Here is a 25,341-nt window from a genome sequence, read left to right as displayed (position 1 = left end):
GAAATAGCGCCATCTCCTCAAGAATACCAGCTATTTATCTTTCAAATAGTCTATAAGGAGTAGAGCACTTTATGTTCACTGACAACACCGAAATCCGCGAAACCCTGCAATTTCTAGTCGATCAAAATGAGATCACCGAGACCGAGCGTCTAGGCTGTGAGGAGCGTATGCACTTAGCTAGCTTCCAAAACAACGTCCTTGAGATCTCAACCCCCTCGCGCTATTATCGCGATCGCTATGAAGAGCGCTACAAAGAGAAGATGGAAGAGCATCTCTCCCAGATGGAAGGTCGTCCCATCACCATCGAATTTAGCGTGCGTCCTTCCTCGCTAGAGAGCCAAAACCCCTCCCCTACTCCACCACCAGAGACAAATAAACCTAAACAACAACGCCCCGCAGGACTCTCCTTGCTTTACACCTTTGAGACCTTTGTGCCAGGAGAGAATAGCCTCTATCCCTACAATGCTGCCATTGCCATCGCGAAGAAGCCTGGTGGCGCTTATAATCCTTGTCTCATCTACGGAGGCGTCGGGCTAGGAAAGACACACCTCATGCAAGCGATCGGCAACTACATCTACGATCACAATCCACATGCCAACATCATCTTTATCTCTGCCGAAAAAATGTTTCACGACCTCGCCAGCCACACCCGAGGTAACTCGCCCCACGCCTTCCGAGAAAAGTATCGCAACGCCGATGTGCTTCTCATGGACGATATCCACCTCCTACAACGTAAAGTGGAAACCCAAAACGAACTCTTCTACGTTTTTAACGAGCTCTATGGGCATCAGAAGCAGATTGTCTTTACTTGCGACCGACCCATCAGCGAGCTACAAAACTTCTCCTCACGCCTCACCAGTCGCTTTGAGCGCGGTCTAACTGTCGATCTCCAACCCCCTACCTTCGAGACAAAGATCGCCATCATCAAAAAGAAGCTCGAAATCGAAGGCAAAGAGTTTCCCCCAGAAGTGATCGAACTCATCGCCAACACCATCCAAACCAACGTCCGCGACCTCGAAGCTGCCATCACAAACATCCATGCCTACGCTGACCTCACCGGCGAAAAGATCACTTTGGAATCGACTATCGCGCGTCTAAAAGCCACTTTTGCCGGCTCTCTCGCGCCACAAGGCACCATCTCCAGCTCTAAAGTCCAGAAAATCATCGCCGACTACTTCGATATCACTGTCAATGACCTAAAAAGTAAACGTAAAACCAAAAATATCGTCTATCCCCGCCAACTAGCCATGTACATTTTACGCCAAATCACCGACCTCTCCACCACCGAAATCGGCCTCGAATTTGGCGGTCGCGATCACACCACCGTCATGCACGCCTGCCAAAAAATCGAAGATCTCAAAATCATCGACCCCAACATCGAATCCACCATCCGCAACCTCATTCGCTCGGTCAAAGAAAATGGCGAACCCTAATCCCAGCCTCTTTAACCATCCACACAAAAAATCATCACAAAATTCACCCTCCTTAGTTGAATTCATGGGGATAAATAGTGTATAACTAAAGCAGGTTGTGTATTTGTGGATAACCTAGATCCAAAAAAGAGCTACCTTATCAACAAGCTAACTCTTTTAATTACCATACTTTAAAAAGGAATTCCACAAATTTAGTTACCTAATAAAAACAACAATAAATTTAGAAAATTTAATATTAGCAAACCAAAAGTTGAGGAAAAATCATGAAATTTACCTGTAACAAAGAGACCTTAATCAAAGAGATTCTCGCCGCACAGAAAATCATCACCCAAAAAAATCAAATCACTATCATCTCCAATGTCCTCTTAGAATGTGATGATGATAAGCTTATTATCAAAGCAACAGACGCGAAACTGCGCTTTGAAACAGAAATTCCTGTCATTTGTCATACACCTGGAAAAATTGCACTCTTTTGCGATCGTTTTGCCCAAATTCTCAAAGCATTACCGGCAGGTGATCTCAACATTGATGCGCAAGAAGAGAAAGTTTCCATCTCCATTCTCAAATATCCTGCCATTCACTATGAATTGCGTTATCAAAATCCTGAAAATTTTCCTTGGTCTGAAGATCCGCAAAGCGATGAATTCTTTCATTTCACCAAAAAAAGCTTTATTCAAATGATTAATAACACCATTTTCGCTGTCTCTGATGACGAAATGCGTCTTTTTCTTAATGGAGTTTACTTTGAAAAAGTCGAGAATGAGCTAATTATGGTTGCTACTGATGGCAAACGCCTCTCTTATATTGCCCAAACATTAGAAGAAGAGATTGACGCCTTTGAAGGCATTATTATTCCACCTAAATTCTTACAGCTTATTAAAGATCTCTCTTATGGTGTAGAGGGAGAAGTTGCCATTGCCATTAAAGATCAACATATTTATGCCCGTTTTGATGGTGTAAAGATTGCCTCCAGTTTGATTGATGGACAATTTCCTGCCTATCGTCGGGCTATTCCGGAGAAACAAGAGTATCAATTGCTTGCCGATCGCCATGAATTTATCGAGGCGGTGAAGCGTATGACGATTATGGCAGATAGCAAAGCCAAGCGTATTTACATGACAATTGAAGAGGGTGCGATCAAATTTCACGTAGAAGAGTCTAAAATGGGCAAAGCAAGCGATAGTATTGCTTGTGAGTACACAGGCCCTACCATGCCTTTTGCGTTCAATTTTGAGCATCTATTGACGCCTTTACGCGTGATGGAGAGTGAACAAGTCTCTTTTGCCTTTACGCATACCGACAAGGCGATTACGCTTGCTAGCCAGCCTGCGGAGAATTTTTTCCATGTTATCATGTCGATGCAATTGGATAATAATACTTAGTTTGGCATGCTAGAAGAGATTTATTTATATCAATTTCGTAATTTAGCAACGATGTGCTTGGCCTTGGATGCCAAGCACATTATTCTTGTAGGGCAAAATGGTGCAGGCAAGAGTAATTTTTTAGAGGCGATCTACTATGCCTGTCTTGGATCGAGTTTTCGCGAGCGTCAAGATGAGCAGATTGTCCACTTTGAGAAGCATCAATTTGCTTTAAAAGGCATCCATCGTATCGATAAGTACTTTGACACGGTGAACATCCAGTATCAAGAGAAAAGGAAAGAGATTTTTCTCAACAAGGTAATTTTACGCGATCGAAAAGAGCTCTTGATGCGCTATCCTTGTGTCATTTTTGGTTATCACGATAGCGCGTTGATTCATGGGGAACCTAGCTTACGCCGGCAATTCTTCGATCAAATGGCCTCGTTGGTCTATGGCGATAGCTATATTCTTTCCTTACGTGCGTATCAACACCTCTTAAAGCAACGTAATCTCGCCTTTAAAAATGAACAGAGTGCCTTTATTGCCTCTAGCGATGGGATGTTTGTCCAACTCAATGCCGATTTGATGCTCTTACGTCGGGGATTATTGAGTCAATTTAATGCAAAATTTACGCCTCTGGTGCACGCGTTACTGGATAAAACATTGGAATTTAGTTATAAAGCGAGCTTTAAAGAGCGTAATACTGAAGAAATGTTGGTATATTTGCAGGGAAAACGTGCTTATGAATGGAGTAAAAAGAGTGTCCTCTTTGGCGTGCATCGTGATCGCTATCTTTTGATGGAAGGCGAGCGCGAGATTGCTAGTTATCTCTCGGTGGGCGAACGTCGGATGGTTAGCTTGGTGATGAAGCAGGTGCTCGCGCAATTGATTGTTGAACATCGCGGACGTAAACCCATTATCCTCCTCGACGATGTCTTTGTCGAACTTGATAACGCCCATCGTGAGCGCTTTTGGCAAATGTTGCCCGATTACGAACAACTCTTTATGAGCGCCTTTAGCCTAGAGCCTTGGATGAAAGAGCTACCCTCGTATAAAAGCTATCGGGTGGTCGGTGGAGAGATAGAGTGGATGGATGGTTAGAATGAATAAAAATAGAATAAAAGAAAATAAATCATATTTTATAGATAATATGTAAAATGAAGAATAAGTAATAAATATTTAAATAGAATGATTAATTCATTATTTATTAAAAATAGGAGTTGTCAGCGTGGAGGAAGAAGGCGAAGGCTATGTCATTAAGCAAGGCGGTGAAATTTTAGCGCAGTGTTTACAAAGCATTGTGAAAGAGTTGGGGCATCGAGCCATCTCACCCAAGCGAGAAGGTTTGGCTTGGTCTACGCTGGTGGGCGAGGAGTTGGCACGATCAACCTATATTAAAAGCGTGGAGGAGGGCATGTTGTGGGTCGGTTGTAAGCACTCTACGCAGGTGCAACTGATTCAGATGCAACGACGAAGCTTGCTCCAAAGCCTACAGAGAGCCTATCCCAGCTTACAGATTATGCAAATTAAAGCGACGGTGGAGCCTAAGGCTTTTGTTGTGAAAGAAGAGCAAATACAAGAGAAAAATGAGGTAGATGTACCCCGCGATAACGCCTTTTATGCGATGCTAGAACGTTTAAAGCGTCAAGGGGAGGCGGACGTATGAGTGATGATGTAGAGAAGCAGAGTGAGCATAAGGATAAACCAGAGGTCAAGCGGGCGTTAAATGGTAGCGAGATAGCGGTCGTGTTAGACGAAGCATCGCTGGTTGGCGCGCGGATAGATAAGATCTATCAAGATACCTATGATACCTTGGTTTTAGAACTGTATCAACCTCCAGCTAAGCACTATTTAGTGATAAATTTTAGTGCTTATTCGCATCTTTATGTAAAGAGTGAACATCCTAAAAAATATACTAAATCATTACGATTTAAAGAGTTATTAACTGCTAAAATCAAAGGAGCGCGCATCATTACCATCGATTACTCCCCTTACGATCGCTCGGTGGTGTTTCACGTGAAACGCCAAGATGAGGAGTATCGACTGGTTGTGTTACTCTGGGCGCGTGCAAGCAATGGCTATCTCTGCGATGATACATGGCGAATTCTGGATGCTTTTTATCGCAAAAAGGATGGTGCTGAAGCGCGTGCATTGACCAGTTATTTAGTGCAACGAGCGGAATCTTCTTCGCATCAATGTTTGGACATGACCTTTTCGCCGATTAATGATAGCCTCAATGAGGCGGTGAAAGCATATTATTGTAAAGAAGAGGTAACGAAAAGTGAGCCTTGGCTGGATGAACTACGCCTGTTAAAGGCGCGCTATACCGAGGCGTTGGCCAAGCAAGTGAGTGAGGAGACGCTGATGGAAAGGTGGCATCAGGTGGAGGAGCGTTTCTTTACACAATCTTTTGTGGAGCATCAGGCTTATCAGAAGGCGTGGCAAGCGCATCAACAAGAGCGTCAAACCTTTTTTGCTCGCGCCAAGCAAGAGAAGCAACGTCTTATTGCTTTGGAGAAGAAGATCGCGTTACTAGAGAAGAAGATCGCACAAGAGCAAAATAGATTTATCTCTGTGAAAAAAGAGCGCCTATCCCCTACTTTTTTGCGATTTAAGGTAGAGGATTGGCAGATTTTAGTGGGTAGAAACGCTAAAGAGAATGATCTCCTTTTGCGTCGCTATAGCCGTGGTCTGGACTACTGGTTACATGCGCATCAGGTGGCGGGTGGCTTTGTCTTGATTAAGTACCAAAAGGGCGCTCCCCTCCTCGATTCGGTTTTGCAATGCGCCCTCGCGCTGGCACACTATTATAGTAAGGCGCGCCAACAAACCGAGGTCGAAGTTATCTTTACCCAAGTCAACGCGCTGAAACGCACGAAGATTTTGGGTAAGGTTGAAGTCTTGCGTGCGAAAACCTTGCTCTATCGCTACGATCGCGCATTTATCGAACGTATTTTAGCCGAGTATCAAGCAGAGTTTTAGAGAAATTTTTTAGAGAGAAGAGAAAAAATTTAGACAAGTAGGAGAAGCAGATGTATAAGATTATCTTTACCGATTTAGATGGCACGATTGTGCCTGAGAGCCAAATCATCAGTGATTATACCAAAGAGGTGATTACGCAAGTACGTAAATTGGGCATTCCCTTTATCTTGGCCAGTGGACGGGCGAATCACTCGATGCGCACCTTTCATGAGGCGTTGGGACTAGACGAAGTGATGATTAGCTACAATGGTGCATTAATCGACGTAGCTGGCGAAGCGCATTACTATCAACCTCTGCCCGAGGCGGTGGCGCAGAAGCTCTATCGTTTTGCACAGGAAGAGAAGTATTATTTTCAGTTTTATCACCAAGATGCGCTTTATACGTTAGATAGCTATGCCGAGCATTCTGCCTACCTCGCGTATAGTAAGAATAATCGTGTGGCACTCAAGACGATAGCGCCCGATAGCGAACTTCTCCAAGAAGCATTAAAGTCGGTAACTAAGTGGATGTTTATCGAGCATGATCGGGTTAAATTAGAGTCAATTGCCGAGGCTTTGGCCAAGCTTCTACCGGGTGAGGCGGCGATGAGCTTTACCAGCGATGCCTACTTTGAGATCTATCACCACGATGTGAACAAAGGCAATGCGTTGTTGCAGGTACTTAAGGAGTATGGCTTGGATGCAAGCGAGGCGTTGAGCTTTGGCGACAACTTTAACGATATCGAACTTTTAGAGGTGGCAGGCATGAGCTACGCGATGAAAAATGCCTCGCCTCAAGTGCAAGCGCGGGCTAAACGTGTAACTTCATCCTCGGTGGATGAGGATGGCGTAGCCAAAGTTTTGGCGGAGCTCTTTTTGCATACATAAGCATGTGCATAGCTTACGCAAGCTTGTGTACAACTTGTGCATGTTCTATCAAAAGATGTGTATGAGTTTGGATCGCATGTGGATAAGAAATTCAATAAAAATAGTAAAAGATAGCTTTAAAGTGGTATAAAACCATGGCAGAGCTATCTTTTTTATGGAAAAGCGAAAAAAATATCCACAAAGTGCATTGTGGATAAGAAGGAAAAATGCTTGTGGATAAGAAGTGGAAGAATTTTAGCAAGTATGTTCTTTTTTGTTAAAATATTACTTAAAAATAGATTGAAGTTGTGCAAGATCGGTGGATTGTAACTCTTGGGCGATGGTCTCTTTGGCTTTGTTAGAGGCATCGACAAAGGCGCTCTTAATGAGGGTTTCAAGCATGGGAATGTCGCGTTCATCGACGGCGATGGGGTCAATTTTTATATCAATTAAATCAAACTTGCCATTGATGGTAACCTGCACCAAGCTGGCTGCCGATCCATTGATGCGCAGTTGTTGTAACTTCTCCTCCATACGCTTGGCTTCGTCCTTCATCTTGCCAAATTGGCTCATAAAAGTCAGGGGATTGATGTTCATGATTGTTCTCCATAAAAAATAGATTGAATTAAGTTGATTTTATCATAGATTAAGGATAATTGCCACGCCTGTGTGCTATCTAAATTGGCAAGATAGGTTTGAATTTCTACCTGCCTCGCGCTAAGGGTTTGGTAGTGCACGGCTTGATGAAGGGTAATCTGCACAATATCCTCATCGATAAGCAGATCTTTGGGGGTGAGGCTTATGTCGAATTGCTCGGCAAGATAGGCAAGAATGGATGCTTTGGAGAGAGTTTTTGTTTCTGGGGCTGAAATGGAAATTTCTTCGGTTTTACTGGGTGGTGGATTGGGTTTGGATGTTTCTAAGGTGGTGGTGGATGTGGCTGGGTTGGTAAGGTTGATGCGTAGCGCGCTTAGTTTGGCGAGGAGGTCGCTAGGGTAGAGTTTGGTTTGGATGGCGGCGATCTGGCTAAGGAAGAGTTCGAGTTCGAGTTGAATGTTGATGGAGAATTTGGCGCTTTTGTAGAGGGCAAAGAGGCTGGTTAGGAGATCTTTGGTCTGGTCGAGGGAGAGCTTGGCGAGCACTTCTTGCGAGAAGCTGGCGAGGGGGAAACCTAAGAGCGACTCTTTGGTGATATCGTGCTTAATGAGCATGATGGCGTGGAAGTAGGCGCTGAGATCTTGGATGATCTGCTCGCCACTAATGCCTTTGGCGATAAAGTCGCGCAAGAGGAGAATCGCATCTTGCATGGTTTGGTCTAGGGCAAGCGCTACTAATTGATTGAGATCGTCGATACCGGCGAAGCCCATCTTCTCTTTCAACTCGGCTAAGGTAATTTTTCCTTGGCTAATGGCGATGGCTTGGTCGAGCAGGGTGTAGGCATCGCGCATACTGCCTCTGGCCTCTTTTGCCAGCCAGAAGAGCGCCTCTTCTTCATAGCTAATGTTTACCTCATTGAGGGCTTCTTGCAGGCGATCTTTAATGAGATCGATAGAGATAAGCTTGAAGTTGAACTGCTGGGTTCGGCTCTTGATGGTGGCCGGGATCTTGTGGCTCTCGGTGGTGGCGAAGATGAACTTAACGTAGACGGGAGGCTCTTCAATCGTCTTGAGCAAGGCGTTAAAGGCACCGCTGGAGAGCATGTGTACCTCATCGATGATATAAATTTTGAAGCGCGAGGCGGTGGGCGGAAAGAGAATTTCATCTTTAATGGCGCGCACGTCGCCGACACCGGTATTGCTTGCACCGTCAATTTCAATGACATCGACACTACTTCCGGCAGCAATCTCGATACAGTTGGCGCAAGTGCCACAAGGGGTGATGGTGGGTTTCTCGTTGGCAAGGCAATTGAGACAGGTCGCTAGGATACGGGCGCTACTGGTTTTACCCACCCCGCGAGGTCCGGTAAAGAGATAGGCATTGGCCAAGGATTGATGATCGAGGCTGTGGCTAATGGCCGTGGCGACAAATTCTTGCCCCACCATCGATTGAAAATTCTTGGGTCGCTTGCGTGATGCCGTAACTTGGTACTTCATTTGTTTGGATTATCGGCAAAGACGCGACGATTTCTTGCATGCCTAGGTGGATAATGCGATGAATAAGAGAAAAGTTGTCGTATTTTATCGATTAAATAGGCTTGCTATCGATAAGAATTTAGGGTAAAATAGAGAGATGATGAGAAAATTGCGCATGCGTTGGATATGGTTGCTTTGGGTAGGATTATTGCTGGGTTGTCTGCCCCAAAAGAAGGTGGTGGTGATCAGTTATAATGTGCAAAATCTCTTTGACGATCAATATCAGGGTACGGAGTATCGCGAATTTAGCGAGGTGAGCACCGCGCTTTATCAACAAAAAGTGAGTAATTTAGCTGGTGGCTTCGCCCAGATTGCCCAGAGTTATGGTTCACCGAGCATTCTTTTATTGCAAGAGGTGGAGAATCATGCGGTGGTGCAAGCCTTAAGCGAGCAGAGCAAAGGCTTACAAGGGATGCATATTCTCTTTGCCAAAGAGCCTTCGCATGCTACGGGGCTGGCGATTCTCTCGCGCTATGAGGTGATCGAGATGCGAAGCATTCAGGTGCGCGATCCGTTGGATGAGCGTCAACAGCTACGCCCGATTCTCTTGGGCGTTTTACGCTTATCTAACAACCAACCGCTGGTCGTGATCAATCTCCATTTACAGAGTCAGCGCGAGGAGCGCAATGTGGTGCGTCGTAGTGCGACGTTCGCACAGTTACACTTGAGCATCGAACGTATTCGGCGCGAGTATGGCGAGGATGTGGCGATCTTGGTGGGTGGCGATTTCAATATGGATTTACGTAATGCATCGGCAATGGAGGCAAACATTATGGCGATTGCCTCGTCTCTTGCGATGGTAGAAGCGGAGGGATTTTACAATCCTTGGCCCAGCTATGTGGAAGCGCATCAGGAGAAAGAGAGCATTTTGGGTACCTATGCGTATGGGGGAAATTGGCAGGCACTGGATGGTTTTTTACTAGCTCGACGGCTCTTGATCGGCGATGGCTTGACCTTTATTGAGCAACGCCCGATTACCCATGCGCGATTTTTATCGGAGCAAGTAGACGAGGAGAGCCAAGAAATTTTCCTCTACCCAAACGCATTTTATGCTAATCGTATCGACGGCTTGAGCGATCATCTGCCGATAATGGCAATATTCACCTATAAAAATTCAAAAAAATAGAAGAAAAGGAGTAGAGTACAATGGCATACGAAGTGGAGATTAAAGCGCGTATTAGTGCCAAGGAGTATACGCAGATGAAGAAGCAGTTGGAGCAGATGGCGGTGGACGGAGGCTTTTATGAGCGTCATGATGTCTATTTTAAGAAGATAGGCGAGAGTGAAGAGCGTCTACGCCTGCGTAAATGTAGCGTGAAGGGCGTTTTACTCACCTATAAAGAGCGTCATACGCATGAGGGCGTAGAGACGAACAAAGAGATCGAGATGGAGGTCTCGGACATGGCAAAGGCACAGGCGATGCTAGAGGCACTTCATTATGGCGTGAGTTTTGAAAAAGAGAAGATGATGCACCTTTACACCCACGACGGTATTCATTATGAGCTGGTGGAGGTAGCTGGCCTTGGTCTCTATATCGAGATTGAAAAAGTTGTCGAAGAAGAGCGCGACATGCAAGGCATCGAGCAGGCAAAAGTGCAGGTGCGCGAGGCATTATCTCGTTTAGGGGTCAAGCCAGAACAGATCGAGGAGAAGTCTTACAAAAAATTACTAGGTTATATCTAGTAATTTTAGCCAAAGAGTGTTATGATACTTGAATAGGGAGATGACTCTCTAGGTACATGAAAGGAAGGTGTAAAAATGGTAAGTCAAAAAGTAACCATTATCGATCCTATTGGTCTGCACGCTAGACCTGCGTCGATTTTGGTTAAAGAAGCCAAAAAGTATCAATCGGCAATGACAATGCGTTACGGCGAAAAAGAGGCCAGCCTCTCAGCGATGCTTAAAATTCTCTCCTTAGCCGTCTCCGAGGGTGCCGAGGTGGAGATTATCGCCGAAGGTAGCGACGAAACCGATGCGCTTGCCGGCATGATCGAGGCAATGAAGAGTAATAACCTCATTTAAAACGAGTGAGAGCCACTCTCTTTTACATAATCGTACTTAAGAGGGTGGATTCTCCTAAAAAAGAGTAGAAAGCTATTGACAAAGGGTTATTTTGATTGTATACTAAAAATGTAATGATTACAAAAAGAGAGTGATTTCATTATTGTGAGTAATAACATGCAACTAAGTGAGGTACTAGAGAGTAGGGGGATTCGCGCGTCGTATCAGCGATTGCGTATCTATCAGGAGCTTAGCGCTAGTCAAGAGCATCCTAGTGCCGAGCAATTGTATGTGCGCTTGGTGGGTGAGATTCCTAGTTTATCGCGCACTACGGTTTACAATACGCTCAACCTACTGGTGCAACATCAATTAGCAAGGCTCATTACCATCGAAAATAATGAGTTACGTTACGATGCGATGATGGAAGAGCATGGACACTTTAAATGTGAGATCTGTGGTAAGGTGAGCAACTTTTCGATACATTTAGACCTTAATCTCTCGCCGGAGCTGGAAAATTGTGTTATTTTAGAGCAGAATGTGTATGTAATAGGCACGTGTAAAGCGTGTTGGGATAAAATTATTTAATTGGAGGATATATTTATGGAAAAACATGAGCAAGATTACTATCAGGAAGATCGTTTTCAGATGCCATTACTAGGTGATGCTGCACCAGAGTTTGTGGCTAACACGACCAAGGGTGAGATTCACTTTCCTAAAGATTACAAGGGTAAGTGGGTGATTCTCTTTTCGCATCCAGCCGACTTTACTCCCGTTTGTACCACCGAGTTTATGACCTTTGCCACGATGGCAGAAGAGTTTAAGGCGCTTAACACCGAGCTTATTGGTTTGTCGATTGACTCGTTGTTCTCGCACATTGCTTGGATCCGCAAGATTGAAGAGCTTCAATTCAATGGGATGAAGCAGGTGAAGATTAACTTCCCTGTTATTGATGATATTCGCATGGACGTTGCTAAGAAGTATGGCATGGTTCAGCCTAATCAATCGAATCAACAGGCGGTACGCGCGGTATTTGTGATCGATCCTGAAGGAAAAATTCGCACGATTATTTACTATCCTATGGCGTTGGGTCGCAACTTTGACGAGCTAAAGCGCGTTATTCAAGCGTTGCAAACTTCCGACAAGTTGGGCGCTGCGATGCCTGCTAACTGGCGTCCGGGTGATGATGTGATTGTGCCACCTGCTGCCACTGCTGACATTGCTCGCCAACGTGTAGAGAAGCCAGAAGGCATGACCTGTCATGATTGGTTCCTATGCACCAAGCCTAGCAAGTAGTTGAGAGATTTTTTATTTTGTAAAGAGATCCGTTTGGGTCTCTTTTTTATTTATGTTGACAAAATAGATGTCATTTTGTATACTAAAAACGAGGATAAGAGGCGATGAAGAGTTATACGTTATGGAATAATAAGGGTGGAGTTGGAAAGAGTTTATTAACGTTTATTCTCGCCACTGAATATGCACGAATGCATCCAGCAGAGAGTGTTTTGGTGATTGATATGTGTCCTCAATCTGATATTTCTCAGTTATTACTCGGTGGGACAAAAGGTGAAGGTAAAAATTACGAAAAAGTAGATGAGAAAAAAATTACCATTGGTCATTACTTTAATGAACGATTGTCGCATTCTCCTTTTGCTCTTTTAGGTACAGAGAGTGATTATTTTATTCATGTGGCAAGCTATAATATTGGCATGCCTAAGAATATTTACCTGATGTGTGGTCATAATAGTTTGGAAATTCTTGCTCCTGCATTGGAGGCTACTGCCGAAATTAAAGGCATAGACGGTCAAAGTAAGCATCGACAAATTTTGGGTATTATTAAGGATTTAAAGATACCCTTTAGTAATAAATATAAGGGGGCAAGTTGTCTTTTTATTGATACTAACCCGTCGTTTTCTATTTATACAAAAATGGCACTTTTAGCTGGTGATCAATTAATTATTCCTTGTTTAGCAGATTATGGTTCTTCATTGGCTTTAAAAAATGTTTTTCATCTCTTATACGGCATAAATCAAAATAATAGCGAAATTCATAGTAAATATACCTTAAAAGAGCAAGCTATGATGTATGATTTAAGTGTACCGATTATCGCTCATGTTATTTTTGGGCGTTCGACTAGATACGACAAAGGTTCAGCACAAGCGTTTAAAAATATTGAGCGAGGCATGCGAGAGTATTTACAAATGATGAAAAAGGAGTATAATGGTTCTATTTTTCTCCCGGTAAATTCTTTGGAATACGATCTCCCCGATATGAATTCTTTAGTACCAGTGATTACTTATGATCCACAAGTGATCTCTTTGATGAAGAACAGAGTACAAACGGCTGAGGGAAAGATCATACAAGTAAATAACTTGAAACAATATAAAGAGTATATCAATCGTTTAGTGGAGCTTCTTTGATTATTCTTGTTAGAATATTGTTGAATTCACTCTTACCATAAGCAAAAAAAGCATAACTGTCGAGCAGATTTTGCTATTCAAGGAGATCGGTTAATGGTCTCCTTTTTTTTATTGTAAAATAATAAAATATTCTTTTTAATAAGACAGAATTTTCCTTATGCATTACTAAATTTACAGTTTATGTTGCTAAATTTATGGTTTGTTTCTATTGACAAATACAAAGATGCTTGTTATGATAAGGAGAAACATGTTCTTATGCATAGAATCAATTTAACCTAAAGGAAGTAGAAGATGCCATATCCTATTGTTGTGTTTAGTTATAATCGTCCGACGCATGTGCGCCTTGCTATCGAGGCACTGGCGAAGAGTCCTTTGGCAAAAGAGAGCGCGTTGTATATCTGCTCGGATGCCCCACGTACGAAAAAGGATGAGCCGGAAGTTTCGGCTTGTCGGGCTTATTTTGAGCAGATTGAAGGCTTTAAGTCGGTACAAGTGGTGGCGCTCACCGAAAATCATAATGTAAAGAAGGCCGCCAAGGTGATGGGCGAGTGGATGAGCAAGAAGTATGAGGCGTGGATCTCGATTGAAGATGATATCTTGGTGCATGAGGATTTCTTGCGCTTTATGAATGATGCGCTGGTCTACTATCGGGATAATGAGAAGGTGGCTTGTGTGATGGGTTTCGCTTATGACAGCGTCTTTGAGAAGGCATTAATTGGGCGAGGCTATGCGCATGATGTGCTCTTTACGCAGGCGTTTTATGCGTTTGGTTGGGCAACCTGGGCGCATAAGTGGCAGAGTTTGGAGATCACTATGCCTTCGCATGATTACTTTAAAGGAATGGGATCGTATCTGCAACTGTTGCGTCGTAGTTGGGCGCACTTGGCTTCGCATCGGGTGGCGAGCAAGCCCACCAGCGAGCTTTGGGACGTACACTTCTGTTATGAGATGATCCGTAAAGGGCTGGTTGCGGTGATGCCAGTACGTAGCTATCTGCAAAATATCGGTTTTGATGGTTCGGGCTTACATAAGTATCACTTTGGGGAAACTTTTTTTCAAGAAAGGCTTCAACCCAGAGAGGATATCGCCTTTACCAATCATATTCATATTAGCGATAATTACCATAGTAGTATCACCTTTGGCGTGATTCGTTTATGGATACGGGCGTTTTGGGGCAATCTTTGGCTCATTTTGGGACGAAAATCGTCACGATGGTGGAGTAAGCCAGAAAAAGTGTTGGTTTTTTCCGAGAAAGGAGATCGATCTAATGCCTAAGTAAATCTTTTCTTTAAGAGAGATAACCTTGACAGGGTTGCAAATTTTTGTTATGTTGTATAGAATCAAGAAAGAGGGAAAAGAGGAGGGGTAGAGAGATGAAAATAGCGGTAACGACGGATGCATTTTATCCACGCACGCACGGGATTGCCGTGGCAATTGATTCGAGTATTCGCTACTTAGCACAGGCAGGGCATGAGGTGGCAGTCTATGCGCCAAGCTTTCCCGATACTAAGGAGCGTGAGTATCCGAAGGGCATCACGATACATCGCTTTGACTCCTATAGTATTGCCGACTTAAAGTTGACCACGAATAAAGAAGAGCGCTTTGTCTATAAGCGAGAATTTCCGCGTATACGTCAATTATTGGCAGATTTTAACCCTGATGTCATTTATAACCACATGGAATTCACCATTGGTAGCGTTACCAAGGCGTGGGCGCTAGAGCATAACACGCCCACCATAATGATGGTACATACCTACTTTCCGCCTTATTTTAAGATATACGCGCCTTTCTTTCCACTTGCTTTGTGGAGGAGTATTATCAAGCATTGGAGCCGTTGGTTTTACAAGGGGTTTGATCTCTTGGTTACGCCTTCTAAAGAGATGAAGCAGGTGATTCAAGAGGTTTACAAGATTGAGCAACCGATTGAGGTGTTACCTACGGGGATCATTGTGGAGAATTTTGCAGGAGTGGATCAAGGGCATGAGCGCGAGTCATCGTTTATCTATAAAGAGCATCCGCGAGTAAAAACGCGTCGCAGATTGCTCTTTGTGGGACGGGTGGGTAAAGAGAAGAATGTGCGTTTTCTCTTAAAGATGATGGAAAAACTCTTGCAACAGCGTGAGGATGTGGAGTTATTGATCGCGGGATCGGGTAGCTATATGGAACAACATAAAGCGTTGGTCAAGCGTATGGGTATCGACGGGCATGTAACCTTTTTAGGAGCGTTCCCGAATAGCCAGATGAAGTATGTCTATGCGATTGCCGATATCTTTGTCTTTGCCAGCCTCACCGAGACGCAAGGCGTGGTAACCACCGAGGCACTTTGCAATGGCATTCCTGTGGTGGCGATTGCTGAATTGGGGTCGATAAGTGTCCTTGAGGGGGAGCGTGGTGGCTTTTTGGTGGAGAATGATCTCGATGCTTTTGCCAATAAGGTCAATTTACTATTAGATGATGAGGCGCTCTATGCTAAGAAGCGTCAAGAGGCGCAAGCGCGAGGTAAAGAGCTTGCCTTTGACGTGCTTACTGGGGAGAAGCTGGTGCGTTTATTAACGCAAGTGGTTGTTGATAAGCGTAGCATGCGCACCGAAGCAACTGTGGTGAGTTCGGAATTTAATGAAGAACAGTCGATGAATACCTAGAATAGTGGAAGAGTAGTTTACTGAGGATAAAAGAAGCGATCGATATGTTCTTGGCAAAAAGAGTACATCGATTGCTTTTTAGATAAAAAATAATTTATAAATAATTAGAGGAAGAATAAATTTTGTACCCAATAGTCTTATTTACATATAATCGACTGGAGCATGCCAAGCAGGTGGTAGACTCCTTATTAGCGAATGCTTTAGCGAAGGAGAGCAAGCTCTATATCTGCTCGGATGGCGCGCGTAATGAGGAGGATCGCCCTAAAGTAGAGGCGTGTCGGGCATACTTTAAGACGATTACGGGCTTTAAAGAGGTTGAGGTCGTAGAGCTTGCGGAGAATCACAATGTGAAGCGTGCGGTCAAGGTGATGGGCGATATGCTCAGCGACAAATACGAGGCGTGGATCGCCATTGAGGACGATGCGTTGGCGCATCCGCTCTTTTTGCAGTTTATGCACGATGCCTTGGCTTACTATAAGGATAACGATAAGGTCTTACTGATTAACGCCTATGCGCACGAGCGAGCGTTTCGTAAGGCGCTTATCAAGAAGAAGTACCCGTATGATGTGATTTTTGGCGTGGCGTTTCACTGTTTTGGCTGGGGTATTTGGTCGGATAAGTGGAAGGCAATTGATTTTCATATGCCAGAGCAGGATTATTTTAAGGGATTGGGCAGTACCTTTTCGATCTTTAATCGTAGCTGGGGGCACTTGATGTCGCATAAAGTGGCAAGTAAGCCATCTAGTGAATTGTGGGATATCCACACGACTTATTATATGCTAAAGCATGATAAGGTAGCGCTCTGGCCGGTGCGTGGGTATATCCGCAATATTGGCTTTGACGGCACGGGGTTGCATGGCTACGATTTTGCTGATAGTGTCTTTGGGGAGGAGGTCAATCCGAAAGAGCGTATCACCTTTACCGATGATCTTGCATTATCGAGAAAATACGATTTTGCTATCTATTCGCAGGTGGCGATTAAGTGGGTAGGCGCCTTTGTGGGCAACTTTTTTACGATTCTGTTTCGTCGAAAGAAGAAAAGATCGTAATATTTGCTCTAAATTGCTTGTCAAAGGTGTAAAAAGATGCTATTCTTAAAGAAAGTTACGTTTTTTATGCCGTTAGAAAAAGGTATCATTTTATTTGAACTCCTAGAAGGAAGAGAGGCATTGGGTCTCTCTTCTTTTTTCTCTACAAATCTGCTATAATAGAGAAAGTATACCCAAAAAATAAGGAGTTAGAGATGGAAATAGCCAAACTTATCGACCATACGCTATTAAAGGCCGATGCCACCAAGGCGCAAATTCTACAGTTGTGCAACGAGGCCAAGACGCATCATTTTGCCTCGGTCTGCATTAATCCCCACTGGATTGTCCTTGCCAAGGAGGCATTAACAGGAACATCGGTGAAGGTCTGCACGGTAATCGGGTTTCCCTTAGGCGCAAATAGCGTGGCAACGAAGGTCTTTGAGACCAAGGATGCTATTACGATGGGGGCAGAAGAGATCGACATGGTGATGAATATCAGCAAGGCCAAGGATGGCGACTTTACCTATATCGAAGAAGAGGTGCGCGCGGTGGTGGATGCTAGCGGTGATGCGTTGGTCAAAGTGATTTTAGAGACCTGTCTGCTCACCAAGGAGGAGATTCGCTTAGCCTGCTTGGCGTGCGTGCGTGCGGGAGCTGATTTTGTCAAAACCTCCACGGGCTTCTCCACGCGTGGGGCAACGGTGGAGGATGTATCTTGGATGAAAGCCTGCGTGGGCGATAGCGCTTTGATTAAGGCCGCAGGAGGCGTGCGCACCCTTGCCGATCTCGAAGCGATGGTGCAGGCAGGCGCTAGCCGTATCGGTACCAGTGCCGGTGTCGTATTAATGCAAGGGAATAGCCATAGCGGAGCGTATTAAGCACTCGCTTGAGGATAGAAAGAGAAGAGTAGCGCAAGGCTACTCTTCTGCTTTATGATGGAAAGGGAAATTAGGTTATTCCTGTAGATCTTCGATCTCTTCCTCGAGTTCGTTGATTTCATCCTCAATCTCGTCAAGGCGCTCTTGAAGGATATCTTGCTCTTCCTGAAGATCTTCGATCTCGCCTTCAAGTTCGGCAATTTCGTCTTCAATCTCATCCTCGATAAGGAGATCTTCGTCGGTTGGTTCAAGACTACCCTCCTGCCCGTCAATGGTATCAATAAGCTCATCGGAGCTGATTTGTTCTACCTCGTCCTCGATATTGCTCTCTTGAGAAGAATTCTCTTGTGCAGGGAGGTTGATCTCTTGACCTTCTTCGGGGATACCTAACTCTTGACCGGGTAAGATGATATCGGGGTTAGAGATGATATCTTTGTTGGCCTCCCAGAGACGTGTCCACTGGAAACCATCACCATAAACCTCTTCGGCAATGCGCCAGAGCGATTCACGACGGCTAACATTGAGGCGCACCACACGAATTTGAGCAAAGCTCATTTGTGAGTAGACAACAACATGTGTTGAGGCTTCATCTAAGAGGGCAAGAGCCTGATCGTGTTCTCCCGCTTCGGCAGCTACGGTAGCCTGCTCCCATAGAATGATAGCACGTTGAAGATTGGTAAATTGGGGCGCCATATCTTGGTGCTCCATGGAGTTATTCTCCCCACGGCTCGCTTGCCAAGGGCTAGGTTGATGCATTTGCTCATCGGTACCACGGGCATAGCGACGGCTCAACATTTCGATGCTAAGTGCAGTCTCTAAGTGGCGATCGAGAAGTACAATGAGGGTCTCATCGTCATGTTCGATGGCTTGCCAGAGATGCTTAGCATTTTGTAGATGCTCTACCGCTTCGCTTAATCGTGCTTCATTATAGGCGATACGCGCATTGCTCACTTCATTGCGAAAATCAGCTAAAGGATTCTCTAAAAGATAGAGGCGCTCTGGGCGTTGGACATCCTCAAGGAAGGTCTCGTAAAGCGCGAGATGGAGATCGATAATATCGCTATACTCGATGAGCAAAACGGTAAATTCCTGCCAAATAGCCAAGGTCTCTTCGCCATCATCGCCGGCTTCTAGGCGGTCGCCCACTTCTTGAAGCGATGCAGATAATTCACTGGCTTGGGCTTCTTCATAGGGAGCGATGTTTTGTGCAATGATTAACTCATACTCAACAATTTGATTGAAGGTGGGCAAACTCTCGCCAATGGATGGATCGATTTGGAGGGGATGATACGCCTCTGAAGTGGCTTCCGCGTCGTTCTCCGTAGTGATAAAATCTCCCTCTTCAGAAGCACCTTGGATGTAAAGGATATCTTCCTCAAGAGAATCCGTCGTCTCCTCTGCTAGATCTGCATTTGTTTGGTTGGTTTGGGTGTTTCTTAGGCGTTCGTTCTCCTCGCGAAGATGTTCGTTCTCTTCGGTAAGTCCTTCGAGTTCACGTTCTAGGCGCGCAATCTCTTCGTCTAAGTTCTGATTATGATTCTCTTGAATACTGCTGATAGGCACTGGTGTTTGGGTTGCATCTTCTTGCGCAAAGAGCGATCCGACACTCAAGAGCGAGGCAATGACAAAGCCTAACGACAGGTGGTGGAATTTTTGCATGTATCTTCTCCTTTCCAGATGATGATAAAAGGCACCCCCTCAAAGAAGGGGATGCAACCATCTGCATGAAATTAGTTTAGCACAATTAGTGAAGGAGTGCAACTACTTATTATCATCAACAACTTCAAAATCAGCATCTTGGGCATCATTTTTAGGATGATCGCCACCATTTTGTCCCGATGCATCGCCTTGCGCGCCTTCGGGGGCTTGTTTGTAGGCCTCTTCGGCAAGCTTGTGCGAGAGCTGTTTGAGGTGCTCGGTCTTATCCTTAATTGCCTGCACGTCGTCGCTAGCGATGGCGCTCTTAAGGTCGGCAATCGCACTCTCGATGTTGGCTTTGTCGTTGGCATTGACTTTATCACCTAGATCGGTTAGGCTCTTTTCCACTTGATAGATGAAGGAGTCAGCCTCATTTTTCGCGTCAATTTTCTCTTTGATTGCGTTATCGGCAGCCTCGTTAGCTTTGGCCTCTTGTACCATCTTTTCGATGTCGCTATCGGAGAGACCCGAAGAGCTCTCGATGCGGATTTTTTGCTCTTTACCGGTGCTAAGATCCTTGGCGCTTACGTGCACAATACCATTGGCATCGATATCAAAACTCACCTCAATTTGTGGGACACCGCGCGGTGCTGGTGGAATATCGGTAAGATCGAATTTACCAAGGGTGCGGTTTTGCGCGGCCATGCTACGCTCACCTTGGAGAACGTGAATGCTTACGGCTGGTTGATTATCGGCAGCGGTGCTAAAGACTTGGCTCTTTTTGGTGGGGATAGTGGTGTTGCGCTCGATGAGCTTGGTCATGACTCCGCCCATGGTTTCGATACCAAGGGAGAGGGGGGTAACGTCGAGGAGGAGAACGTCTTTCACATCGCCACCGATCACACCACCTTGAATGGCCGCACCCATGGCAACCACTTCGTCGGGGTTGACGCTCTTATTCGGCTCTTTGCCAAAGAGCTTTTTCACCAGCTCTTGCACTGCAGGAATACGGGTAGAACCACCAACAAGGATAACCTCATCAATATCCGATGCGCTCAAGCCGGCATCTTTAAGGGCATTGAGACAAGGCTCTTTGGTGCGCTCCACGAGATCGGCAACCATCTGCTCAAATTTGGCGCGAGATAGCTCCATTTGTAAGTGCTTAGGGCCACTGGCATCGGCGGTGATAAAGGGTAGGTTAATCGAGGTGGTTGTCGCGCTGGAGAGCTCGATTTTTGCCTTCTCGGCGGCCTCTTTAAGGCGTTGCAATGCCATACGATCTTGGGCAAGATCGATACCCGAAGTGCTTTTAAACTCGTTGATAAGCCAGTCGATGATCTTGGTATCAAAGTTATCACCACCAAGATGAGTATCACCATTGGTCGAGCGTACTTCAAAGACACCATCGCCTAGCTCGAGGATGGAGATATCAAAAGTCCCACCACCTAGGTCATAGACGGCGATTTTTTCTTCTTTATTCTGCTTTTCAAAGCCATAGGCCATAGCAGCGGCGGTTGGCTCGTTGACGATACGCTTCACCTCAAGACCGGCGATCTTACCAGCATCCTTGGTGGCTTGACGCTGCGCGTCGTTAAAGTAAGCAGGCACGGTGATAACCGCCTCGGTAACGCTTTCGCCTAGATAGTCTTCGGCGGTTTTCTTCATTTTTTGGAGGATGGCCGCCGAAATTTCTGGTGGAGAGAGCTTCTCGCCACGGATATTCACACGACAGTCGCCATTAGAGCCTTGCTCTACGCGGTAGGGGGTGCGATGAAGCTCATCGCTTACTTCGTCAAAGCGACGCCCCATAAAGCGTTTGATGGAGTAAATGGTATTTTCCGGGTTGGTAACCATCTGGTTTTTGGCGGGGCTACCAATAAGGCGTTCGCCCTTTTCGGTATAGGCCACGATGGAGGGAGTGGTGCGTTGCCCTTCGGCATTTTGAATAACAACGGGATCACCGCCTTCAATAACAGCGACACAAGAGTTGGTGGTTCCTAAATCTATTCCAATAATTTTTCCCATGGTTTAAACTCCTTTGTTGGATATATAAAGTCTATTGTTGGTTGGGTACAAGCGCAGGGCGTGTAACTACTCTTTGGCTTTTGGCATGCGTACTTTTACCTTGGCCGTACGCAAGAGGCGATCGTGCAAGAGATAGCCGGCTTGAAATTCTTCTATTACATGCGCCTCATCGGTCTCTTCGCTCTCTTCCATGGCAATGGCTAGGTGATGGTCGGGATTAAAGGGCTCTTGAAGGCTCTTTAGTTTGGTTAAGCCTTTGCTGTTGAGCAGGGCAATGAGATTATTTTCGATGAGATCGATGCCTTGGATAACGGCTTGAATGTCGTTATTCTCCTGCGCGGCCTTTTTGGCACGTTCAAAATTATCCAGAACATCGAGCATTTTTTCGATGAGATCGGCGTTAGCGTATTGAATGCTCTCGATCTTCTCTTTGCTCATGCGCTTGCGATAATTCTCAAAATCTGCTTGCTTACGTATCGACAAATCTTGCAACTCTGCCTTTTCTTGGGTGAGTTTTGCGATAGTCTCGCTAAGCTCTTGAATGAGGTTATCCTCTTGACTAGGCGAGGTTTCGGTCGCTTGAGGTTGGCTTTCAGTAGGGTTTTCGCCTGCCAATACCTCCTCTGCCTCTGCTTCATCTTTCTTCTTTTTAGCCATAAATACTAGATTGCACTCCTTTGCTTATTTGTACATCTTTACTAACAAGATAACAAGATATTTTGGGGTGGTCAAGTAAATTTTATCATTTTGACGCGAATTTTATTTTAATATGTACTAGATTTTATCTTTAAGGGAGGTTAGGGCGAAATTGAGCGTCTCTTCTATTAATTGGTTCGTGCGTAAACCCATCTGATAGCCAGTACTCATGCTTGGTAGGAGCGTGTAGAGAAGCGTGCGATGATTTGGGCTTAGAGCATGCCATGCATCGATGGGGCGTTTGGCGAGATCGATGAGTTGTTGGTGATAATTTTTTAGGAATTTTATGCCATCAATGCTAGGTTGATGCCATGTTTTTGGCGTGTGGAGGGTTTGGGCTTGATGGAATTTTGTTTGATAAAAGGCGAGCAGATCGCTTTGATAGTGCCCTGTTTCTGGATAGTAGTGAATGGCGGTGCGAAAGGTCAGTTGGGCTACGTTTTGGCTGATGGGTTGTAAGCGCGAGGCTTGCGCCTCATATAAACAATAGAGGTAGTTGGGATTGGCGTAGGGCTTGCCGTGCAGATAGGCAAAGTCGAGGCCGCCCCAGCGGATACTTTTTGCGCCTAGGTACTTGGCGAGGAGGTAGGCGGTGGTGCCGACATTACCAGAGTCGGTGGGGAGATGGCGAAGTCCGCTTAAGCGCGCTAGGGGATGCGATCCGGCAAAGAAGTGGCTCTTTCCCGAGCGGTGGAGGGCAGGATGGACACTGAGATCGGCGATGAGGGTAGATGGTTTGAGATCGAGTCCTAAAAAGTGATATTGAACAAGGGCTTGCGCGTCGATGGAGAGGATGAGATCGGCTGGCAGTTGATGGGCTTGCAACGTGAGGGCTGCCGCGTCGCTAGCGATGATGAGCGGGCGCTTATGCTCTTTTTTCATACGCACGATGGCATCTTCTAAGGATGGCCCTGCCCCGGCAATAAAGATGTCGGTTTGGCTAGGAATAGCGCGCGCTGAATTCTCGGGCGTGATGGTGGCGAGGTTGGTAACGATATTCTTAAACCAGCGTCGCCCAAAGAAGTGCCACGTACTCAACTCCCCGCTAAGTTGATGCATCCATGCTTGCCATGCCTGCGTAAAATTATCGAAAAAAGTGGGATAGAGGCTCTGCATAAGGCGTGGGTGGATGAGGTGAAGATTGCCGTGCAGTAAGGGTTGATAGAGGTGAGCTAATTGCTGAAATAGGGGAGATATCTCTTTATTAGATAAAAGGATAAGGCGAGGATCGTTAAGGATATCGGTGTAGTCGAGGGTGGCAAGGAGGTTGGCAAGGTCGCAGGGGCTTGGTTCGATAATAAGGAGCAGGGCGGTGGTAGATTGCGCGAGGATGCTTTTGGCAAGGTAGCCTGCACCTAGCCCGATAACGAGGTAGCTCTCGCCTGTGGGAGGCAACATTTTTTGCGCCTCTTTCATGGGATCATAGAGGCTGTGGAGTGGTTGGTCTTGGTAGATGGGTACAGCAAGCCCATTGCGCGCCTCTTTTAGGGGAAGAGCAATAGGCTGATATTGCGCAAGTTGTTGCGCTAGCGCATTAAAGCGTTGACGCAAGATCTGGAGATTTGTTGTCCATAAATTCATCTACTTATATAAAATTGATTTAGGTGCAAAAATTCATCACGATACCCATATCTTGAGGCGTATCGGTAAAGGCACTAATCACTGGCGAGAGGGCTTGACGCAGAGAGAGCGCATGATGGTGTAAAAAGTCGAGTTGTTCTTGATTATAACTGATATTTTCGAGGGCTTCGGCACCTTCAGCTTGTAAGAGGTCGAAGGGTTGCACATCGTGTACCTCTTTTGCCGAGGGACGAGTAAAGTGTGGAGGCCTGCCAATAACGGGCGCATCTTGATAGGTCTTTTTCACCTGATACTGATACTCGCGATCGCTTAATGCGACACCGGCGACGGTAGCTTTTTCTCTTTCTAGGACAAACATCATGATCACTGTATCGACGCTTGAGAAAAATCCTTAAGAAATTTTATTTTTATTTTTACTCTTTCTCGCTAGATAGCGGTGGTAAAAGCGCATCAAACCTCTTGAGAAATTGATGAGAGTGAGGTATACTAAGAACATGACAATCATACCAGTAGCAAGTGGCAAAGGCGGTGTGGGTAAGAGTACGCTCTCCACGAACATCGCGATTACGTTAGCAAAAAAGGGCAAGCAGGTTGTCTTGGTCGATTTAGACTTGGGCGCAGGCAACTTGCATATCACTTTGGGGGTTAAGGGCATTAGCCATGGTGTGGGCACTTTTTTGGTGAGTCCGCAGATGGACATTAACGACTTGGTGATGCGCACCGAGTATGATAAGCTCTTCTTTTTGGCAGGCGATGGTGGCGTGGTGGGCTTAGCGAACCTCACCTTTCAGCAGAAGAAGAGATTGATCAACGCTCTTATGACCATCCGATGCGACTATCTTATCTTAGACCTAGGCGCAGGATCGGGGTTTAACACGGTAGACTTCTTCCTCATCTCTGGACGTGGCGTGATTGTTACCGCCCCCAACATGGCTGCTACGCTCACCGCCTATCTCTTTTTAAAGAATGCCATCTTTCGTATTATCGCTTCGGCCTTTCCTAAGGATAGTAAGGGTGCGATCTTTATGGATCACCTCAAACGTGATGGGTTGAGTCTGCAGAAGATCTACATTACCAAGCTACTGGAACAACTCAAGATCGCCGATCCCGAACATTATCCAAAATTTGAACGTACGCTGAAAGCCTTTCGCCCGCGCTTGATTATGAATATGCTCGATGAGCCAAGTAGCGCTAGCAAGGCCGAGCGTCTACGCCGTACGATTGTGCAGTATTTAGGCATCGATATTGAACACTTAGGCGTAGTGTTTCGCGATGAAACCCAATCACGCGCATTGGCAAGTGGCTTACCTGTGGTGATTTATAAACCGCGTGGCGTGATGACCCAAGCGGTCAATCGGGTGGTCGATCGCATTATGCTAGCGCGTGAGGGTAACGCTGCACCCTTCCTTAAAGCCGACGACATCGAAGCAGGCTATAAGCTCGCCGAGGCCGAGGCAAGCGAAGATTATATGGAGAAGATGGGGAGCGTGGAGACCTTCTTTAAAGAGGGCTCGATCAGCGATGGCGACATCATCGAGACCATCCGCACCCAGCAGTATGAACTCAATCAGCTACGTAAAGAGAATCGCTTCTTAAAGAGTAAGATTGTCAAAGCCAGCAAAGATGGATTTAAATTGTAATGCGTTGTAGATGCGCCACCTCCTGTCTAAGTCCATCGTTTT

The 25,341-nt window shown here is 45.6% G+C and carries 24 protein-coding genes; 17 read left to right on the top strand and 7 right to left on the bottom strand.

Annotated features, from left to right (window positions below; genetic code table 11):
* Nucleotides 1-71: 71 nt before the first annotated feature.
* From dnaA to PVA46_RS07655, 6 genes are all read left to right on the top strand, one after another.
* On the top strand, nt 72-1,433 hold the full coding sequence (gene dnaA / locus PVA46_RS07680; protein ID WP_167696192.1) for a chromosomal replication initiator protein DnaA: 1,362 nt from the start codon (nt 72-74) through the stop codon (nt 1,431-1,433).
* A gap of 263 nt (nt 1,434-1,696) precedes the next feature.
* Entirely contained in the window at nt 1,697-2,815 is a 1,119-nt protein-coding gene (gene dnaN, locus PVA46_RS07675) for a DNA polymerase III subunit beta (RefSeq protein ID WP_167696190.1), read from the top strand.
* A gap of 6 nt (nt 2,816-2,821) precedes the next feature.
* The gene (gene recF, locus PVA46_RS07670) at nt 2,822-3,895 is read left to right on the top strand and encodes a DNA replication/repair protein RecF (protein WP_167696188.1); all 1,074 of its coding nucleotides are present in this window, start codon (nt 2,822-2,824) and stop codon (nt 3,893-3,895) included.
* 127 nt (nt 3,896-4,022) lie between these two features.
* Nucleotides 4,023-4,460, top strand: coding sequence for a DciA family protein (locus tag PVA46_RS07665; RefSeq protein WP_167696186.1), 438 nt, complete (start codon nt 4,023-4,025; stop codon nt 4,458-4,460).
* The gene (locus tag PVA46_RS07660; protein ID WP_167696184.1) at nt 4,457-5,776 is read left to right on the top strand and encodes an NFACT RNA binding domain-containing protein; all 1,320 of its coding nucleotides are present in this window, start codon (nt 4,457-4,459) and stop codon (nt 5,774-5,776) included. The genes PVA46_RS07665 and PVA46_RS07660 overlap by 4 nt, the downstream gene beginning before the upstream one ends.
* A gap of 50 nt (nt 5,777-5,826) precedes the next feature.
* Nucleotides 5,827-6,642: an HAD family hydrolase gene (locus tag PVA46_RS07655; protein WP_167696182.1), complete on the top strand. Its 816-nt coding sequence runs from the start codon at nt 5,827-5,829 to the stop codon at nt 6,640-6,642.
* Nucleotides 6,643-6,906: 264 nt separating this feature from the next.
* Here the strand turns inward: PVA46_RS07655 and PVA46_RS07650 are convergent, their stop codons facing one another.
* Nucleotides 6,907-7,218, bottom strand: a complete 312-nt coding sequence (locus PVA46_RS07650; RefSeq protein WP_167696180.1) for a YbaB/EbfC family nucleoid-associated protein — start codon at nt 7,216-7,218, stop codon at nt 6,907-6,909.
* Complete coding sequence (dnaX, locus tag PVA46_RS07645; RefSeq protein WP_167696179.1) at nt 7,215-8,714, bottom strand: DNA polymerase III subunit gamma/tau; 1,500 nt, start codon at nt 8,712-8,714, stop codon at nt 7,215-7,217. The genes PVA46_RS07650 and dnaX overlap by 4 nt, the downstream gene beginning before the upstream one ends.
* 136 nt (nt 8,715-8,850) lie before the next feature.
* Here dnaX and PVA46_RS07640 point away from each other — a divergent pair, with 136 nt between their 5' ends.
* The 10 genes from PVA46_RS07640 (at nt 8,851) to deoC (ending at nt 17,719) form a co-directional block, all read left to right on the top strand.
* Complete coding sequence (locus PVA46_RS07640; protein ID WP_167696177.1) at nt 8,851-9,879, top strand: endonuclease/exonuclease/phosphatase family protein; 1,029 nt, start codon at nt 8,851-8,853, stop codon at nt 9,877-9,879.
* Nucleotides 9,880-9,899: 20 nt separating this feature from the next.
* Nucleotides 9,900-10,436, top strand: a complete 537-nt coding sequence (gene cyaB / locus PVA46_RS07635) for a class IV adenylate cyclase (protein ID WP_167696174.1) — start codon at nt 9,900-9,902, stop codon at nt 10,434-10,436.
* A 75-nt stretch (nt 10,437-10,511) separates the two neighbouring features.
* Nucleotides 10,512-10,775, top strand: a complete 264-nt coding sequence (locus PVA46_RS07630; RefSeq protein WP_167696172.1) for an HPr family phosphocarrier protein — start codon at nt 10,512-10,514, stop codon at nt 10,773-10,775.
* A gap of 156 nt (nt 10,776-10,931) precedes the next feature.
* Nucleotides 10,932-11,339: a Fur family transcriptional regulator gene (locus PVA46_RS07625; protein ID WP_167696170.1), complete on the top strand. Its 408-nt coding sequence runs from the start codon at nt 10,932-10,934 to the stop codon at nt 11,337-11,339.
* 15 nt (nt 11,340-11,354) lie between these two features.
* Nucleotides 11,355-12,047, top strand: a complete 693-nt coding sequence (locus tag PVA46_RS07620) for a peroxiredoxin (RefSeq protein WP_167696168.1) — start codon at nt 11,355-11,357, stop codon at nt 12,045-12,047.
* Nucleotides 12,048-12,151: 104 nt separating this feature from the next.
* Entirely contained in the window at nt 12,152-13,171 is a 1,020-nt protein-coding gene (locus PVA46_RS07615) for a ParA family protein (RefSeq protein WP_167696166.1), read from the top strand.
* Nucleotides 13,172-13,462: 291 nt separating this feature from the next.
* A complete protein-coding gene (locus PVA46_RS07610; RefSeq protein ID WP_167696164.1) occupies nt 13,463-14,446 on the top strand; it encodes a glycosyltransferase family protein in 984 nt (327 codons plus the stop codon).
* 98 nt (nt 14,447-14,544) lie between these two features.
* Complete coding sequence (locus tag PVA46_RS07605; protein ID WP_167696162.1) at nt 14,545-15,813, top strand: glycosyltransferase; 1,269 nt, start codon at nt 14,545-14,547, stop codon at nt 15,811-15,813.
* A gap of 122 nt (nt 15,814-15,935) precedes the next feature.
* Nucleotides 15,936-16,862, top strand: a complete 927-nt coding sequence (locus PVA46_RS07600; protein ID WP_167696160.1) for a hypothetical protein — start codon at nt 15,936-15,938, stop codon at nt 16,860-16,862.
* 194 nt (nt 16,863-17,056) lie between these two features.
* Nucleotides 17,057-17,719: a deoxyribose-phosphate aldolase gene (gene deoC / locus PVA46_RS07595; RefSeq protein ID WP_167696158.1), complete on the top strand. Its 663-nt coding sequence runs from the start codon at nt 17,057-17,059 to the stop codon at nt 17,717-17,719.
* 75 nt (nt 17,720-17,794) lie between these two features.
* Here deoC and PVA46_RS07590 read toward each other — a convergent pair whose 3' ends face one another.
* The 5 genes from PVA46_RS07590 to PVA46_RS07570 all read right to left on the bottom strand — a co-directional run bounded on the left by PVA46_RS07590 (nt 17,795) and on the right by PVA46_RS07570 (nt 24,020).
* Nucleotides 17,795-19,378 carry a LysM peptidoglycan-binding domain-containing protein gene (locus PVA46_RS07590; protein ID WP_167696156.1) on the bottom strand — a complete coding sequence of 528 codons (1,584 nt, stop codon included), beginning with the start codon at nt 19,376-19,378 and terminating at the stop codon, nt 17,795-17,797.
* A gap of 102 nt (nt 19,379-19,480) precedes the next feature.
* Entirely contained in the window at nt 19,481-21,382 is a 1,902-nt protein-coding gene (gene dnaK / locus PVA46_RS07585) for a molecular chaperone DnaK (protein WP_167696154.1), read from the bottom strand.
* A gap of 66 nt (nt 21,383-21,448) precedes the next feature.
* Nucleotides 21,449-22,039 (bottom strand): nucleotide exchange factor GrpE, encoded by a 591-nt coding sequence (locus PVA46_RS07580; RefSeq protein ID WP_167696152.1) that lies wholly within the window; start codon nt 22,037-22,039, stop codon nt 21,449-21,451.
* A 117-nt stretch (nt 22,040-22,156) separates the two neighbouring features.
* Nucleotides 22,157-23,659, bottom strand: coding sequence for a 6-hydroxymethylpterin diphosphokinase MptE-like protein (locus PVA46_RS07575; protein WP_167696150.1), 1,503 nt, complete (start codon nt 23,657-23,659; stop codon nt 22,157-22,159).
* A 19-nt stretch (nt 23,660-23,678) separates the two neighbouring features.
* Nucleotides 23,679-24,020, bottom strand: a complete 342-nt coding sequence (locus PVA46_RS07570; RefSeq protein ID WP_167696148.1) for a hypothetical protein — start codon at nt 24,018-24,020, stop codon at nt 23,679-23,681.
* Between the two features lie 133 nt (nt 24,021-24,153).
* Here PVA46_RS07570 and PVA46_RS07565 point away from each other — a divergent pair, with 133 nt between their 5' ends.
* The gene (locus PVA46_RS07565) at nt 24,154-25,299 is read left to right on the top strand and encodes a P-loop NTPase (protein WP_167696147.1); all 1,146 of its coding nucleotides are present in this window, start codon (nt 24,154-24,156) and stop codon (nt 25,297-25,299) included.
* Nucleotides 25,300-25,341: the final 42 nt, after the last annotated feature.

It is taken from the genome of Entomospira culicis (assembly GCF_028748145.1).
GTDB lineage: Bacteria > Spirochaetota > Spirochaetia > WRBN01 > WRBN01 > Entomospira > Entomospira culicis.
This window is presented reverse-complemented; position numbering and strand designations above follow the sequence as displayed.

What these genes read in the sequence shown, in the direction of transcription:
- PVA46_RS07650 (WP_167696180.1), bottom strand. Translation starts at nt 7,218, where the DNA reads ATGAACATCAATCCCCTGACTTTTATGAGCCAATTTGGCAAGATGAAG.
- PVA46_RS07625 (WP_167696170.1), top strand. Translation starts at nt 10,932, where the DNA reads ATGCAACTAAGTGAGGTACTAGAGAGTAGGGGGATTCGCGCGTCGTAT.
- recF (WP_167696188.1), top strand. Translation starts at nt 2,822, where the DNA reads ATGCTAGAAGAGATTTATTTATATCAATTTCGTAATTTAGCAACGATG.
- dnaK (WP_167696154.1), bottom strand. Translation starts at nt 21,382, where the DNA reads ATGGGAAAAATTATTGGAATAGATTTAGGAACCACCAACTCTTGTGTC.
- PVA46_RS07640 (WP_167696177.1), top strand. Translation starts at nt 8,851, where the DNA reads ATGATGAGAAAATTGCGCATGCGTTGGATATGGTTGCTTTGGGTAGGA.
- PVA46_RS07620 (WP_167696168.1), top strand. Translation starts at nt 11,355, where the DNA reads ATGGAAAAACATGAGCAAGATTACTATCAGGAAGATCGTTTTCAGATG.
- PVA46_RS07575 (WP_167696150.1), bottom strand. Translation starts at nt 23,659, where the DNA reads ATGAATTTATGGACAACAAATCTCCAGATCTTGCGTCAACGCTTTAAT.
- PVA46_RS07565 (WP_167696147.1), top strand. Translation starts at nt 24,154, where the DNA reads ATGACAATCATACCAGTAGCAAGTGGCAAAGGCGGTGTGGGTAAGAGT.
- PVA46_RS07605 (WP_167696162.1), top strand. Translation starts at nt 14,545, where the DNA reads ATGAAAATAGCGGTAACGACGGATGCATTTTATCCACGCACGCACGGG.
- PVA46_RS07660 (WP_167696184.1), top strand. Translation starts at nt 4,457, where the DNA reads ATGAGTGATGATGTAGAGAAGCAGAGTGAGCATAAGGATAAACCAGAG.
- PVA46_RS07630 (WP_167696172.1), top strand. Translation starts at nt 10,512, where the DNA reads ATGGTAAGTCAAAAAGTAACCATTATCGATCCTATTGGTCTGCACGCT.
- PVA46_RS07580 (WP_167696152.1), bottom strand. Translation starts at nt 22,039, where the DNA reads ATGGCTAAAAAGAAGAAAGATGAAGCAGAGGCAGAGGAGGTATTGGCA.
- PVA46_RS07570 (WP_167696148.1), bottom strand. Translation starts at nt 24,020, where the DNA reads ATGATGTTTGTCCTAGAAAGAGAAAAAGCTACCGTCGCCGGTGTCGCA.
- deoC (WP_167696158.1), top strand. Translation starts at nt 17,057, where the DNA reads ATGGAAATAGCCAAACTTATCGACCATACGCTATTAAAGGCCGATGCC.
- PVA46_RS07590 (WP_167696156.1), bottom strand. Translation starts at nt 19,378, where the DNA reads ATGCAAAAATTCCACCACCTGTCGTTAGGCTTTGTCATTGCCTCGCTC.
- PVA46_RS07655 (WP_167696182.1), top strand. Translation starts at nt 5,827, where the DNA reads ATGTATAAGATTATCTTTACCGATTTAGATGGCACGATTGTGCCTGAG.
- dnaA (WP_167696192.1), top strand. Translation starts at nt 72, where the DNA reads ATGTTCACTGACAACACCGAAATCCGCGAAACCCTGCAATTTCTAGTC.
- PVA46_RS07610 (WP_167696164.1), top strand. Translation starts at nt 13,463, where the DNA reads ATGCCATATCCTATTGTTGTGTTTAGTTATAATCGTCCGACGCATGTG.
- dnaN (WP_167696190.1), top strand. Translation starts at nt 1,697, where the DNA reads ATGAAATTTACCTGTAACAAAGAGACCTTAATCAAAGAGATTCTCGCC.
- PVA46_RS07615 (WP_167696166.1), top strand. Translation starts at nt 12,152, where the DNA reads ATGAAGAGTTATACGTTATGGAATAATAAGGGTGGAGTTGGAAAGAGT.
- cyaB (WP_167696174.1), top strand. Translation starts at nt 9,900, where the DNA reads ATGGCATACGAAGTGGAGATTAAAGCGCGTATTAGTGCCAAGGAGTAT.
- dnaX (WP_167696179.1), bottom strand. Translation starts at nt 8,714, where the DNA reads ATGAAGTACCAAGTTACGGCATCACGCAAGCGACCCAAGAATTTTCAA.